Raw genomic sequence first — 14,854 nt, 5'->3', positions numbered from 1 at the left:
GGTTACGCCGTTTTGGGAGAACAAACTTACGGGAAAAGCTTTGCTTTACCTATGCCGCACCGGAAGTGACCACTTAAAGTTGTTGATAAAGGAGCTTAGCGCCTTCTGCCACCTTTCCCTGCGGAGGTACGGCCCCGGCCGGCGCTGCTTCCGCTTTTGGCCGCCCCGCGCGCGCCTCTGGCACTGCCAGAGCTTTTCGATTTGCCTGGCTTGCCGGCAGCAGCGCTTTTGCCACTTCTGGGGCTGCTACTCTGTTTGCCTGGCCTGCTCGTGGAGGAGCTGCTGCGTGGCTTGCTGCTTTTGGGCTTGGAGGGGGCGGTCCCGGAGGCCGCTTTCTTAGCGCCTGGCTCTTCCCCCGTTTTAGAAGACCGCTCTACCAGGCGCATCATCTCGGCCACCTCGGCATCGGTCATATTGCGCCACTGGCCCAGCGGAATCTTCGCCAGCGACAAATGCATGATACGGGTGCGCTGCAGGGTCTGCACTTCGTAGCCCAGCGCCTCGCACATGCGCCGGATCTGGCGGTTCATGCCCTGGGTAAGTATAATCCGGAACTTGGTGGATCCCAACTGCTCTACAAAGCACTTCCGGGTGTTCACGCCAAGTATAGGCACCCCGTTGCTCATCCGCTCTACAAAGCTCTGGTTGATGGGCTTGTCCACCGTTACAATGTACTCCTTCTCGTGGTTGTTGCCGGCCCGCAGGATCTTGTTGACGATGTCGCCGTTGTTGGTCAGGATGATAAGCCCCTCGGAGTCCTTATCCAGGCGGCCCACCGGGAAAATGCGCTCCGGGTAATTGGTGAAGCTGATGATGTTGTCCTTCTGCGAGGTGTCGGTGGTGGTTTCGATGCCGGGCGGCTTGTTGAGCAGCAGGTATACCGGTTCCACGGCATCCACTTCCAGCAGGTTCCCGTCCACGCGTACTTTGTCGCGGGCTGTTACCCTAGTGCCTACCTCCGGTTGTTTCCCGTTCACGGTTACGCGGCCTTGTTCAATGAGCTTGTCGGCCTCGCGGCGGGAGCAGTAGCCTGCGTCGCTGATAAATTTGTTGAGTCGTTTGGGTTCCATAGGCGCGCCCGGCTTCAGTTAGGTACTTTGTAAGGTATAAATCCCCGCCAATTTAGCAAACACTTGTCAGGGGAATAAACCCTGCAAAGGTACGGGAATAGCCGGGCTATCCAATGCGGGTTGTGCAAGTGCCGGTGGTTATACTTTGCGGTGAACTTAGCTGGCAGCGCAAAAAATTAAGAGGTCTGCTTGCCCAGCGAGTATTGCCGGAGCCATGCTTCTGCGTCGCTCCTGTCGTCAAACACCTTCGTCTCGAAAAGCTTGGCGGTTTTGTGGAAGGTATCAGCCGTTGACCCGCCGAAGGTCTCGGGGGTGGCTATCATGGCAAAGTGCTTTAACCCGGCTTTGGCAGCCTGGGGCGACCACTCATTCTGCACCCAGTCCAGCGAGTGGTCCCAGCCCCCGATAATCAGGCGGGTGTCGTTCAGCACACAGTTATAGCCTGCAACAGTCAGCGCCTGCACATAGGCATTGGCGCCGTTCTTAATGTTATCTTCTGTCAGATACCCCATCCACCTTACATGGATCCACCTGTTAGCCCTGTTCGTTTCGATGGTTAAGTATACCCGACCAAATGGATTTGTGAGCTCTTGTATCATACAAAGTATAGATTCACAAATTTACTACAAAATCAAAAAACAGCTCCTGCCTTAACTGCGCCTGCTATCCGGAAATAGCCGGGCCACTAAAGCTGGTACAGGTAGAGCAGGGAGCAGTGATTCTAATTGCTTACGGGCTTATCGCCGGGGTGTTCGTGAAAAAAGAGGCTAACGTTATGCCTTCTCCAGCACAAGGCTACCCTGGCGCAGCGAAACCAGAAACCCAATAAGGCCTCCCACTATGGCAGGCAGCAGCCAGCCCATGCCCAGGCTAAACAGCGGAAGGTAGGTTGACAGGAAATCGTTGAGGGCGGTTGAACCAAGCCCAGCCGCGTTCAGGCCGTCCACGATACTTACTGCCCCTGCAAACAGCACGGCGAAAGTATAAATGGCATTTCTTTTCTTTAGGAATGGCCCAAACAGGGTAAGTATGATTAGGATGATAACAGTAGGGTAGATGGCAACCAGCACCGGTACTGAAAACGAGATAATTTGCGTCAGGCCCACGTTCGAAATCAGCGCACTGACAATGGACAGCACAATGACATAGGTTTTGTAGGAAACAGTAGGGCGCACTTTGCGGAAGAAGCTGGCGCAGGCTACAACCAGACCAACACTGGTGGTAAGGCAGGCAAAAATAATGGCAGTGCCAAGTAAGAGCTTGCCATACACCCCGAACTGCAGGTGAGAAATCTGGCTGATGATAAGGCCTCCGTTTTCCAGGTGCCCCAGGGTGTCGACGCTGGTAGCGCCGGCATAGCCCAGGCCAATATATACCAGGGCTAGCCCGGTAGCAGCGATGATGGCTGCGATGGTACATACTTTGGCAATCTGGCTTGGGTTAGTTACGCCCTTTTCGCGTATGGCGTTGATAACGATGAGGCCAAAGATGAAGGATCCGATCGTATCCATGGTCAGGTAGCCTTCCTGAAATCCTTTGAAGAAGGGAGCGCCCTCATAGGCAACCAACGGCTCCTGAAAATCTCCCAGCGGATCGGCAAAGCTCTTAACCAGCAGCACCGTGAGTATGATCAGCAGCACCGGCGTCAGGAATTTGCCGATACGGTCCACCACCTTACCAGGGTTCAGCGAAAGCCAGTAGGTTACGAAAAAGTAGATAGCTGTGTAGCAGAGCATACTGAGCCTGGAAGCTTTCAGGTCCTCAGACAAAAAGGGCGCAATCCCGATCTCGTAGGACACGGTGCCCGTTCTGGGTACAGCAAACAGCGGCCCGATAGTCAGGTAGATGACAACCGGGAAAATCAAACCGAAGAGTGGGTGCACCTTTGCCGAAATGGTTTGAACGTCCTCGTTTTTGGAAGCACCGATGGCAATCACTCCCAACAGGGGCAAGCCAACCCCAGTGGCAAGAAAGCCCAGAATAGCTGGTAACAAATTAGTGCCTGATGCCTGGCCAAGCGATAAAGGGAAAATCAGGTTGCCAGCGCCGAAGAAAACGGCAAACAGCAACAGACCAATAAAAAAGGTGTCTTTAAAGGAGAGGCTTGTAGAATTCAAAACTTAAGATTCAGGTTAGTAGGAAAATAAGTGTTCTAACTGCAAGTAAGCAACCCGAGGCTCAAAATCCTACATTTATCTTATGTTTTGAGGCAAAGGAAGGCCGAGAGGCCTTTTTTATACTTTTCGGAGTGGCAAGTGGTGGGCCTGTAAAGTATAAAGAAAGAAGCCCACCGGTGAGTTGCATAAAGCAATCACTGGTGGGCCGCTAAAGGTTGGTACTTCAATGCCGCATCAGGCCTCCGCCATACTTTCGCTGCTGTTTTGCGCGTTCTTCAGCGTGACAGAGGGCAGTGCCAGCAGCGGAACCTGCGGGTGCGCCGTGATCTTACCGGTTATACTTTTATCAAGCAGGCGATCCAGGAAACTGTGGCGCTGCGGAATAAGCACGAGCAGGTCGGCCTGCTGCTCCTGGATAAACCGCTGGATGCCCTCTGCCACATTGTCCCGGACATCGTAGGTGAAATCCAGGGCCAGACCTTGTAGTTTCTGCTCCACTTGCTCCTGCACCGCGCTTGGGTCGAAGGTGGCAAGCTGCATGTTGTTGCGGTAGAGGTGCAGCACTTTCAGTTCCGGCTCAAACGGAAGCAGGAAACTGCGGAGCGGCTCCAGGTCGGTAGTGGGCGGCATCTTGCGCATGTTGGTGGCAAATACCACTTTCCGGAACGGTCTGAAAGGGATGTTCTCCGGAACGGCAAGTATAGGCACCTCACACTCCTGCATCACGGAGATGGTGTTGCTGCCCAGCAAGGCCTGGCTGATGGCACCGCCACCCTGCATCCCCATGATCACCAGGTCCGCCTCATAGCGTTTTATGGCCTCCAGGATCATTTCATAAGAACCTCCCATGCGGGCGCCAGCCTTTATGACAATGGTCTTGTATACATCCAGGCGACCGTTCTCCTTGCCGAGTTCGGTGAGGGTGGTTCTACCGAAATCTTCCAGTGATCGGGCTTTGCCCTCTTCCAGGGCAGCGATCACATCGGTCGTGTCGAGGCTGGCCGGTGGCGGCATGATAGGGTAGAAGGCATGGAAAAGAACCAGCTGGGCGCCGGTTAAGCTGGCAATCTCCAGGGCGTAGCCCAGGGCGTTGCGGGAGTGCTTGGAATAATCGATCGGTACTACTATTGTCTTCATGGCGGTAACTTCTCAAAGGTAAAGCGGCTAATTTATAACCACATTACAAAGGTACCGCAAAAGCCGCGCTAAAACCATGCCCCTTGTCAACCCTAAAACTGAGGTTTATCAGCTTTTACATCAAAAGAGGCTACCGGTAAGGGTAGCCTCTTTTGATGTAAACTAGTGTCTTAGGAGATTAATCCAGCCCTCCCTTGCGGGTTGGCTCTCTCAGGGCAGGCCATGTGCGCTGCTCGCCTGTTCTAGGGTCTACAGGCAGCCTGATGCGCTCGCGGTTGGCAAACTCCGGGTCCTCGCTGGCTTGGTAGGCAAGTATGGCTACCAGGATGGCATTGCTGCGCACATCGTCAAACACGATCTTATCGTACGTGTCGCGGTTGGTGTGCCAGGTGTAGGTGCCGTATGACCAGCTAAGCGAGCTTAGCATGAAGGCAGGGGCGCCCGCTGCTACAAAAGAAGCGTGGTCGGAGCCACCGCCACCCGGGAAGCCAGGGAAGCTGGTTTCAATAGAGCTGGTAATCTCGCGGGGCGCGGCGCTCAGCCAGCGGCCCAGGAAGTCGTAAGAGTGCAGGAAGCCTTGTCCGGAGATGTTGGCTACGCGGCCTGTTCCGTTATCCTGATTAAACACGGCCTGGGTTTTCTCCACAATCTTCGGGTTGTCGGCTACAAAGGCGCGGGAACCGTTCAGGCCCTGCTCCTCACTGCCCCAGTGGCCCACCAGGATGGTGCGCTTCGGGTTCGGGTACAGTTTCTTCAGGATACGCATGGCCTCCATCATCACAATCGTGCCGGTGCCGTTGTCCGTGGCACCTGTGCCACCATCCCAGGAGTCGAAGTGCGCGGACAGGATTACGTACTCATCCGGCTTCTCTGTGCCCTTTATCTCAGCAATGGTGTTAAAGGTTGGGGCGTTTTTCTGGTGCTTAGACTCTGCCTGAATACGGATCTGCGGCTTCTGGCCGGATTCTGCCAGACGGTACAGCATGCCATAGTCTTCCAGCGCCATGTCGATGCTAGGTACTTTCTTGGTATAGGCTCCGAAAATCTTGTTTACACCGAATCCGCGCGACCAGTTGGACGTTACCACGGCGGCAGCGCCGGCCTGCTCCAGAGCTCCTGGCAGCGTGCGGGCATTGTAACCGGTTTTCTTCATGCGCTCCGACCAGGCCTCTGTCTGGGCATCGCGCTCCTTCTTCATTTTCTCCAGCGACTCCTTGGTAGCAAACTCCTCCCAGTTATAGTCGGGGCGGCCGGTTGGCTGTGGCATGGAGATAAGCACGATTTTGCCCTTGGCATTGGGCAGCCACTTCTGGAAAGCCACCGAGTCCTGTACGTCCGGCAGCATGATTACCTCACCGGTTACGCCCTTGCTTTTAGTGGATGGGCTCCAGGCCAGTTGTGTGGCCTCCAGCGATTGCACGCGCGGGTGCACCATGTCCACGTGGGTTACGCCACGCTGCCAGCCACGCCACTCGCCCCACTTATCGTTGCGGGCCTCGATGCCCCAGCTTTTATACTTTGCCACAGCCCAATCGTGGGCCTTCTGCATTTCGGGGGTACCTACCAGGCGAGGGCCAATGCCATCCAGCAGCTCATGTGCTAAAGCTTCCAGCTGTGAGTTCTCGTTCGCCTCCTTCACGATGGCTGCAATCACAGGGTCCTGGGCCTGCGTTTGCGTCTGCGCCTGGGTTTGTGCCTGCACCTGCACCATGCTGCCGCACAGCAGCAGCGACAGTACAACGGCTTGCATCCTTTTTTTCATCATTTTAAGTATAAGGGTTAGTGTTTGATAATGCGTTTCAAGAACCTGCTACCTTTGCCCCGCTACCGCAAGAGCCGTATCAGGCTTCGCAGTGTTTTAAGCCTCTAGTGCGTAAATCCTCCTTTAGAGGCAAATTAGGCAATATGGTTTAATTCTGAAAACTGAATATTTGAATTATGGGCTTCAGACACCTTAAATGAAACTTATTGCGCCCCGCCGGCCTTATTTATAGCTGAGTTATCCAGACCAAATTTATGCAGGAACACTCCATGTTTGAGCGGCTTCCGTTTCGGAGCCAGGCCGAGGTGATAGCCCGCGACGGGGTGGTGCTTGCCCAGCGCAAGTATAACCAGTGGCAGGTAACCCTGTATGCCGTAAACAACACGTTTGTGGAGTTGTGGGCCGGGGAAGAGGTGCAGGTTTACAGCACGTTTAAGCGCTCGGCCAACGCGGCCGCCATTCTGGAGCCCTACGTTGAGGGGGTGGATGTACGGGATGGCCTGAGCCTGCTTTAACTGTATTCAGAGTTTATAGTATACACGTACGCCCTGCTGAAGCATTTTCAGCAGGGCGTACGTGTATTATACTTGCACTACAGGCCGGAGCTGCCTGCGGACTGCGTTTACTGTACCTGGTCCAGCTCAAGTTCTGACTCAGACACTGTTACCGGAGCTTCCTGCATGTAGCGCTCGAAGCTGTCGTCCATCTCGTCGAGCCAGCGGGTATGGTGCTGGGCGGCTGGCGTGCCCGTCATTACGGAAGTATAGGTCTTGTCGCGGTAGCGGAGAATGTCCTCTTCCTTATCCTGGAGCCACTGCTTGAAAAGCATGGCCACTCTGTCCAGGTCAATCGTCGGGTAATCGGTCATGTTCATCAGCTCGCGCATGTACTCGGTCTGGAAGTCAATCTCATCGTCGTGGCTGCAGTTAGCGGCTGCCTTGTTTAGCCACAGGTTGATGTCCTTCTGTCTTTCTTCCTTTTCCGGCAGTTGAATCTTGCCCTGGATGACGTCGCGCGCATACCAGGCCTGCACATCAAACATGTTGAACGTATAGTACTGGTCCTGCATGCCCAGGTAAATGAGCTGGGGCAGCTCGTTGAAGAAGACGCCCTTGTAGATTTTATCCGGGTAGAGGCAGTTTTTGGTCTTCAGGCGCAGTTCGTCGGGCAGGTACGGGAATTTGTGCTGGTAGCCGGTGCACATCACCACCGCATCAAAACGCTCCTGGGTGCCGTCGCTGAAGTGGGCTACCTCTCCCTCAAAGTGGGTGAGCAAAGGCACTTCCTTCATGCCCTCCGGCCAGTCCATACCGATGGGGTTGCTGCGGTAGCTCAGGGTAACAGAGCGGGCGCCGTGCTTGTAGCTCTGCACGCCAATGTCCTCAGCAGAGTAGCTGCTGCCGATAAGCAGCACGTCCTTGTCCCGGAAAATATCTGCCCCACGGAAATCATGCGCGTGCATCACCAGACCCGGGAACTCCTCGATCCCTTCGAAGTACGGCATATTGGGTGTGGAGAAGTGGCCGGAGGCAACGATCAGGTAATCAAACTCCTCGGTATAGGTTTTGTTGTTAGCCAGGTCCTCGAGCACCACCGAGAAATGCTGCGTGTCCTCCTTGTACTCTACCCAGCGGGCGGTGGTGTTAAAGCGGATGTAGTCGCGCACGTTGCACTTGTTTACGCGGCCCTGTATGTAGTCGAACAGCACAGGGCGGGGCGGGTAAGAAGAGATAGGCTTGCCAAAGTGCTCATCGAAGGTATAATCAGCAAACTCCAGGCACTCCTTAGGGCCGTTGGACCACAGGTAGCGGTACATGCTGCCGTGGATAGGCTCGCCGTACTTGCCCACTCCGGTGCGCCAGGTGTAGTTCCAAAGGCCACCCCAGTCTGCCTGCTTCTCAAAGCACACGATTTCGGGTATGGCTTCGCCTTTCATTTCTGCTGATTTAAACGCGCGTAGCTGCGCCAGGCCGCTGGGGCCGGCTCCGATGATTCCTATTCTTAACTTCATATATACTTAAAATTGGTAAATGCAAAGCACAATAATCTGCCTCGAGATATGCTCTAAAGTCGGCTGTTTGGCGATCGGAAAAATTACAATTCCGGGTTTTCGCGCGAGGTTAAAACAGCCTGGCGGAAAACAGAAAGGGGTGCAGGAAGTATAAGAGAAAGAGGCGTTGGAAATGATGCCTTACAAAAGAAGCCGGTTGGCCTGAACTATACTATCAAAGCGCCCTTCTGAAATATTTATATCTCTATGTCAGAATGCCTGTTTTGCAAAGATACAGAATATGTAGGTAAATTTATAATTTCCTTTTTATGATGTTGTGTGTTAGATCTAATCTGTATTAGATAAAGAATACTTAAGGTGCATTAAGTGCAAGCATTAGATGCGGCTTACGTATGGCACTTTAGTCAGAGCCTCTTTAGGAGAATAAGAAAGCTGTGAGGTGGAGTAATGCCTTTAATAGCAAAGCATTGTAGCGCGTGGTCTCCACCGGAGAAGAGCAGCAAGGGCTTGTATGAAAAGGCGAAGTATAGGACGCGGAGGCAAGCTCCCTGCAAGCAACAATAAAAAAATCAGGGGTAGGCGATAAAGTATAGAAACCGGGCTGGTTTTTGGCAATAGGCCTGACTTCGTAATAGGAGTGCCTATAAAAGTATAAACCGCCCCCTCCAGCAGGAAAAGGCGGTTTAGGTATGGCTTGTACTTCGGGTTTACTCACACCCCATGTACTCCCCGCTTCCAATTGGCGCACCTGGCGGCAGGTCCAGGGTTTTGCCGGGCTTCACCTCTACGGTTACCGGGCGGGTGAGGCGCTCCAGCGCCAACGTGATGTGGGACTGGTAAGTATCCTGCGGGTTAAGGTTGTACCGGCGACCCAAGTAATTATTTAAATCCTTGAGGGTTGCGGTAGCCAGGGCACGGGCCTGGTAAGTGGCGTTTTCGTTTTGCGACAGGTCAAGCAAGTGCGTGAGTACAATCTGCTCGGTCTGCATCTGTACCAGCCCTTCCATACCGTCTTTTCGCTTGCTCTTCCAGGTGTTGTCCATCAACTGCCCGATCACGTCCTGCAGGCTGAGGCTGTTGCTGCGGGCTCCCAGCTCCACGAGGCGTGAGGCGCGTTCCGGGTGAAGCAGCAGGGAAATGGTAAAGTTAGCCGATGCCTCCGCTGCCGCCAGCGGGTCAAAGGTAACACCGGTGCGGCGCTCAAACAGCTCGCGGTTGTTGCGCAAACCCGGCGCGCGTGGTGGAATCATCGCAATAACAGGTTCTGGCAGCGCGAGCACCTCCGGCGAGATGGTTTTCAGCAAGGCATCCAGTGCTTTTTGCTGCTCGCGCTTGGCCAGCACGGCCGTTGCCTTTTGCCCATCGCCGCGCACGGTGTAGTTGTAGTACACGCCGCCCACCATTTTGGCTGCCGCCTCGGTCTGGTAACGGTGGAAGTTGTAGATAGGCACCAGCACATCCTCCAGCGCACTCATCGGGGTGCCGGGCTTGATGTTGTGCTCGGAGAAATTCTGCAGGGCCTTCTCCCGTACTTTGAGGACGTGCAGCAGTTCATCTGCCGCATGCGTGCCGTTGTCCCACAGGTGAGCGTCCGGGTGAGAACCACCTGGCGAACGGGCGTCGCGGTCGGTGATAAACTGTAGCCCTTTTTCTCTGCCTTTGGCCAGAATGTCATTTAGGGCCTTCTTCTCATCTGTTCCGTTTGGAAAATCCTGGTAGCCGTAGGCCACGGCCACTTTGTCCCACTCGCCAATGCTGGTGCCGTAGGCATTGCTCAGGTCGATGTTACCGGCGCGGTCCAGCTTTACCTGCGGGTGCGGGTAGTCCATCACGGAGGCGTTGTTGTTGGCGGCATAGTTGTGCATGATGCCCAGTGTGTGGCCCAGTTCGTGCGCCGACAGCTGCCGGATGCGCGCCAGGGCCATGTCCATCATCTGCTTGTTTTCCTTGTTGCCTTCTTTGTAAGGCGCCAGCAGGCCTTCGGCAATCAGGTAGTCCTGGCGCACGCGCAATGAGCCCAGCGATACGTGTCCTTTGATGATTTCGCCGGTACGTGGGTCAACCACGGAGGCGCCGTAAGACCAGCCGCGCGTGCTGCGGTGCACCCACTGGATAATGTTGTAGCGCACGTCCATCGGGTCAGCTCCGTCCGGCAGTACCTCCACCCGGAAAGCGTCTTTGTAACCGGCCGCCTCAAAGGCCTGGTTCCACCAGCGGGCGCCGTCCAACAGGGCGGTCCGAATAGGTTCGGGTGCGCCATTATCGACATAGTATACAATCGGCTCCACGGCTTCCGATACTCTAGCGGAAGGATCTTTTTTCTGCAGGCGGTGGCGGGCGATGTAACGCTTCTCGATGTTTTCGTCCACTGGGGTGGCGTAATCGAAGTAGGAGATGCCGAAGTAGCCGGCGCGCGGGTCTGCCTCCCGTGGTTTATACTTGTTGTCGGGGAGTTGGATGAAGGAGTGGTGCTGGCGCAGCGTGATGGCCTGCACGTCCGGGGTTACCTCGCGCACAAAGCGGCCGGCATCATCGCCTCCGGTAAAGGTAAGCGTGGCCTCAAACTCGGTGTTTTCCGGAAAGTTTTTGGTGCGCGGCAGGTAGATAGCCGAGCGGGTGGGGTCGAGCTTGTAGGTACCTTGTTTGGAGCGTTTTATACTTCCAATCACATCATGGGCGTCGCGCAGCAGGAAATCGGTGGCATCCACCAACACGCTGTTGCCTTCTACCGCTTGTGCCTTAAAGCCCCAAAGGATGGATTTGGCAAAAGACTCGTCCACGGCGCGGGCCTCGTTTTTGTTGTCGGTAATGGCGCGGTAGGCCAGGTTTGGCTGCACGAGCATCACTTTGGTGCCGATTTTCTCAAAGTATACCACGCGCTGGCCGCCCAGCTGGCCGCGGTCCAGGCCAATGTCGTTGGAGCCAAGACCGGAGGGTAGGGAGTTGACGTACAGGAACTCCTGGTTCACTTTATCTACCTCCAACCATACTTTGTCAGTTTCCCTGTCGTAATAAAAGGTGAAGTAGCCGGGAAACTTCCGCATGTCTTTGGTGAAGAGGGTGATGGTAGGCAGTGCCTGGGCCAGCGCCATACTTGCCGAAAGCAGCGGCAGCACCAGCGCGAGCCAGAGGGTTCTGAGGAAGGGTGATGTCATGGTTATAAGGTTAGAAATGCGCTTGATGCTGTAATATAGGAATTTTGAAATTCAGAATTACGGGCCTACCTTCGCAAAGGTATCACGGCATGGCTGCACGGGCCTTCCCGGAACCGGAGTTTCGTAACAAACCATAGCCGGAGAAAGTATAGTTTTCAGAAACACTCAATAAACAATTATGAGCTCAAAATTTCTTTATGCTGCACTTGGTCTAGGATTCATGCTCGCCTCCTGCGGTAACCAAAAATCAGAATACGACCGCTTTTACGAGCAGGATTATAAGGATTCCGTTGCCGAGGCCGTAGCCAACGCTCCGCAACCAGCGCCAGGCACCCGTACCCCAAGTGCTCCTGCCCAGCAGCAGCCTGCTCAGGAGATACACCCTGGCTCCAAACTAATTGCCGGCTCTGACTGTACGGCCTGCCACAGCAACCAGCAGAAGCTTGTAGGCCCGGCCTATGTTGATGTGGCTGCCAAGTATGAGGAAAACGATAAGAACCGGGAGTACCTGATCGGTAAGATTATAGAAGGTGGTGCAGGCGTATGGGGCCAGGTACCAATGCCTCCGCACCCGAACATTAAAAAGGAAGACGCCGGCCAGATGGTAGACTACATCTTGTCGCTGAATAACTAACAAACCCACCTAAGGCCACACAAATCAAGTTGTGTGGCCTTATACTTTTTTGCGCAATACCAGCGTGGTCATACTTCGCTCGTGCTCCACCAGCACGGTTTTCAGGGGCTCCAGTAGCTCGGCCTGCAACGCATTAACCAACTCCCGCAGCAGCGCCTCGTCAGGCAGAAACCACACCGGCCCGTGCGGCATTTTATACTTTTGCGGCGCCACCTGCTGCAGTTTTCCCTCCATGCCAATTGTTGTGCTGAAACGGCAGAAGAGCATCCCCTCCGGCTTTAGCACGCGCCACAACTGCTCCAGCATACTTTTAAAGTGAGCCTCGCCTTGGGCAAAATGCAACACAGCGCTGCACAGCACCACATCAAAAGCCTTGTCCTCAAAGGGCAGCTGGCTCAGGTCAGTCACCACAAAGTTTTTGGGCGATAGGGTAGGGGCCAGTTCGGCCGCCAGCCGCCTCACCTCCCGTATCGCTTCCTCAGAAATATCGGCACCGTATACTTTCACGCCGGCCTGCATCAGGTAGTATATGTTTCGGCCGGCGCCGCAGCCGGCATCCAGCACTTTCATCCCTTTGCGGATGCGGCCTTTCAGCAACTGGTCGAACAGGTAAATATCGATGTTGCCGAACTGGGCGGGCAGGGACGAGATAGGTAGATGGAACATAAACGGAAGTATAGAATGGTAAGGACTGTTAGGGCTTCTGCGGTTAAATTAGCACCGTTTTCCTGTTATTTTTGATATAAATTTCAGATTATTGAACAAACCCATACCGAATTAAAAACTATGACTACATCAGCTGCCACAGCATCATCACCAAAAGCCGGCCTCACGGCCGAGCAATTCATACAAAAATACGCAAACCATCCCACCTACATCCCGCCACGCGGCCCTGAGCTGCACTGCAAGAACTGGCAGGCAGAGGCCGCGCTGCGCATGTTCCTCAACAACCTGACCGACGAGGTGGCCGAAGCGCCTGCCGACCTGGTGGTATACGGTGGCACCGGGCAGGCGGCCCGCACGCCGGAGGATGCCCGCAAGATTATAGAAGTGCTGCTGGAACTGGAGGAGGATGAAAGCTTGCTGGTGCAGTCGGGCAAGCCGGTGGGCAAGGTGCGCACGCATGCCGAAGCCCCGCGCGTGCTCATCGCCAACTCCAACCTGGTGCCGCATTGGGCTACCTGGGAGTACTTTAACGACCTGCGAAAGCGTGGCCTGATCATGTACGGGCAGATGACGGCCGGAAGCTGGATTTACATCGGCTCGCAAGGTATATTGCAGGGCACCTACGAAACCTTTGCTGCCTGCGGCGATAAGTACTTTAACAGCGATTTGCGCCACAAGCTGCTCGTAACGGGCGGTCTGGGTGGTATGGGCGGCGCGCAGCCTTTGGCCGCTACCATTGCCGGCGCCACTTTCCTGGGCGTAGATGTGGACCCGGACCGTATCCAGAAGCGTCTCGATACCCGCTACATCGACAAAATGACCTACGATTATGAGGAGGCGAAGCGTTGGGTGCTGGAGGCAAAAGAGCGCGGGGAGGCTATCTCAGTTGGTCTGGTAGGTGATATTGGGGACGTACTGGAGAAGCTGATAGCAGATAACATCACACCGGACATTCTTACCGACCAAACCTCTGCCCATGACCCGATTAACGGTTATGTGCCGAACGGGCTGACACTGGAAGAGGCCAGAGCCTTGCGTCAGCAGGACCCGGCAAAGTATAAAGAACTGTCGCTGAAAAGTATGGCCCGCCATGTGGGCTTTATGCTGGAGCTGCAAAAGCGCGGCAGCAAAACCTTCGACTATGGCAACAACCTGCGCGAGTTCGCGCAGCAGGGCGGGGAGGCCAATGCCTTCAACATCCCGGGCTTTGTGCCCGAGTACATCCGTCCGCTTTTCTGCGAGGGCAAAGGACCCTTCCGCTGGGCGGCACTTTCCGGCGACCCGGAGGATATCCGTGTGACGGACGAGGCACTAAAGGAGCTGTTCACGGAGAACACGCACATGATCAAGTGGCTGGACGAGGCGCAGGAGAAAGTTGCTTTTCAGGGACTTCCGTGCCGCATCTGCTGGCTGGGCATGGGTGAGCGCGAGAAAGCCGGTCTGCTCTTCAACCAGCTCGTGCGTGAGGGCAAGGTAAAGGCCCCAATCGTCATCGGTCGCGACCATCTGGACTGCGGTTCTGTGGCCTCCCCGTACCGTGAAACCGAAGGCATGAAAGACGGCTCCGACGCCATCTCCGACTGGCCGCTGTTGAACCTGATGTCGAACACTGCCGGTGGCGCCACCTGGGTGTCGTTCCACCACGGCGGTGGCGTGGGCATCGGCTACTCGCAGCACGCAGGCATGGTGATATTGGCCGATGGCACCGACCGTGCCGAGCGCTGCCTCCGCCGCGTGCTCTACAACGATCCAGCCATGGGCATCTTCCGCCACGCCGACGCCGGCTACGAAACGGCGCAGGAAAACGCGAAGAAGTTTGGGTTGGAATTGTAATTTGGCCCTTGGCTGAATCAGGATTTTTGGGGTGGGTAGCAGTAAAGGGTTTAACCAGCTTCTGCAAAACCCCACCCCAACCCTCCCCTAAAAACAGGGGAGGGAGTTCTGCAGTCCCGGGTCCAACCACCCCTAACCCCTCCTTGGCCAAGGCGGGGAGCCTGTAGTTACTTTGGCTGAAGTATAAGTTCTATAGTAAAAGGTATTGCGGTTACACCCCTGTGGTCCCCTCAAGGGGGCAGTTTATACTTACTACTCACTATGTAATCTCGAACGCAGTGAGAGATCTATCCGGAATCCCATATAGATCTCTACCGATGGTCGAGATGACAGTAATAGCAGTGGCTATCGAACCTTATCCCAGCCTTTGGGTTGAGCGCCTCGAGAGGTTCCGGTGCCGAGCGTAAGTGAGGCAGCCCGAGGTACGAGGGCAGGAAGCGAAAGCAGCGCGATGCCCGAAGGCGAGGCC

At 55.1% G+C, this 14,854-nt stretch carries 11 protein-coding genes; 3 read left to right on the top strand and 8 right to left on the bottom strand.

What is annotated here, in order from left to right:
• Positions 1 to 95: 95 nt before the first annotated feature.
• The 5 genes from rluF to C8N40_RS13370 form a co-directional block, all read right to left on the bottom strand.
• Positions 96 to 1,070, bottom strand: coding sequence for a 23S rRNA pseudouridine(2604) synthase RluF (rluF, locus tag C8N40_RS13390; protein ID WP_108212275.1), 975 nt, complete (start codon positions 1,068 to 1,070; stop codon positions 96 to 98).
• 176 nt (positions 1,071 to 1,246) lie between these two features.
• Entirely contained in the window at positions 1,247 to 1,669 is a 423-nt protein-coding gene (locus C8N40_RS13385) for an STAS/SEC14 domain-containing protein (protein WP_108212274.1), read from the bottom strand.
• Between the two features lie 174 nt (positions 1,670 to 1,843).
• Entirely contained in the window at positions 1,844 to 3,187 is a 1,344-nt protein-coding gene (gene brnQ / locus C8N40_RS13380) for a branched-chain amino acid transport system II carrier protein (protein WP_146173572.1), read from the bottom strand.
• 234 nt (positions 3,188 to 3,421) lie between these two features.
• A complete protein-coding gene (locus C8N40_RS13375; RefSeq protein ID WP_108212273.1) occupies positions 3,422 to 4,324 on the bottom strand; it encodes a universal stress protein in 903 nt (300 codons plus the stop codon).
• A gap of 178 nt (positions 4,325 to 4,502) precedes the next feature.
• Entirely contained in the window at positions 4,503 to 6,089 is a 1,587-nt protein-coding gene (locus tag C8N40_RS13370) for a M20/M25/M40 family metallo-hydrolase (RefSeq protein ID WP_108212272.1), read from the bottom strand.
• A gap of 251 nt (positions 6,090 to 6,340) precedes the next feature.
• Between C8N40_RS13370 and C8N40_RS13365 the strand changes: the two genes are divergently transcribed.
• Positions 6,341 to 6,601 (top strand): hypothetical protein, encoded by a 261-nt coding sequence (locus C8N40_RS13365; RefSeq protein ID WP_108212271.1) that lies wholly within the window; start codon positions 6,341 to 6,343, stop codon positions 6,599 to 6,601.
• 107 nt (positions 6,602 to 6,708) lie between these two features.
• On the opposite strand, the gene C8N40_RS13360 is transcribed toward C8N40_RS13365, so the two are convergent.
• On the bottom strand, positions 6,709 to 8,097 hold the full coding sequence (locus C8N40_RS13360) for an NAD(P)-binding domain-containing protein (RefSeq protein ID WP_108212270.1): 1,389 nt from the start codon (positions 8,095 to 8,097) through the stop codon (positions 6,709 to 6,711).
• A gap of 707 nt (positions 8,098 to 8,804) precedes the next feature.
• Positions 8,805 to 11,252: a zinc-dependent metalloprotease gene (locus C8N40_RS13355; protein ID WP_108212269.1), complete on the bottom strand. Its 2,448-nt coding sequence runs from the start codon at positions 11,250 to 11,252 to the stop codon at positions 8,805 to 8,807.
• Positions 11,253 to 11,430: 178 nt separating this feature from the next.
• Here C8N40_RS13355 and C8N40_RS13350 point away from each other — a divergent pair, with 178 nt between their 5' ends.
• Positions 11,431 to 11,886, top strand: coding sequence for a c-type cytochrome (locus C8N40_RS13350; protein WP_245905117.1), 456 nt, complete (start codon positions 11,431 to 11,433; stop codon positions 11,884 to 11,886).
• Positions 11,887 to 11,925: 39 nt separating this feature from the next.
• On the opposite strand, the gene C8N40_RS13345 is transcribed toward C8N40_RS13350, so the two are convergent.
• A complete protein-coding gene (locus C8N40_RS13345) occupies positions 11,926 to 12,552 on the bottom strand; it encodes a class I SAM-dependent methyltransferase (protein ID WP_108212267.1) in 627 nt (208 codons plus the stop codon).
• A 120-nt stretch (positions 12,553 to 12,672) separates the two neighbouring features.
• On the opposite strand from C8N40_RS13345, the gene hutU reads away from it, so the two are divergent.
• Positions 12,673 to 14,385: a urocanate hydratase gene (hutU, locus tag C8N40_RS13340; RefSeq protein ID WP_108212266.1), complete on the top strand. Its 1,713-nt coding sequence runs from the start codon at positions 12,673 to 12,675 to the stop codon at positions 14,383 to 14,385.
• The last annotated feature ends 469 nt before the right edge of the window (positions 14,386 to 14,854 follow it).

The sequence above is a fragment of the Pontibacter mucosus genome, from assembly GCF_003054055.1.
Lineage (GTDB): Bacteria > Bacteroidota > Bacteroidia > Cytophagales > Hymenobacteraceae > Pontibacter > Pontibacter mucosus.
The sequence above is the reverse complement of the archived record's forward strand: the minus strand, read 5'-3'. Positions and strand labels throughout refer to the sequence as shown.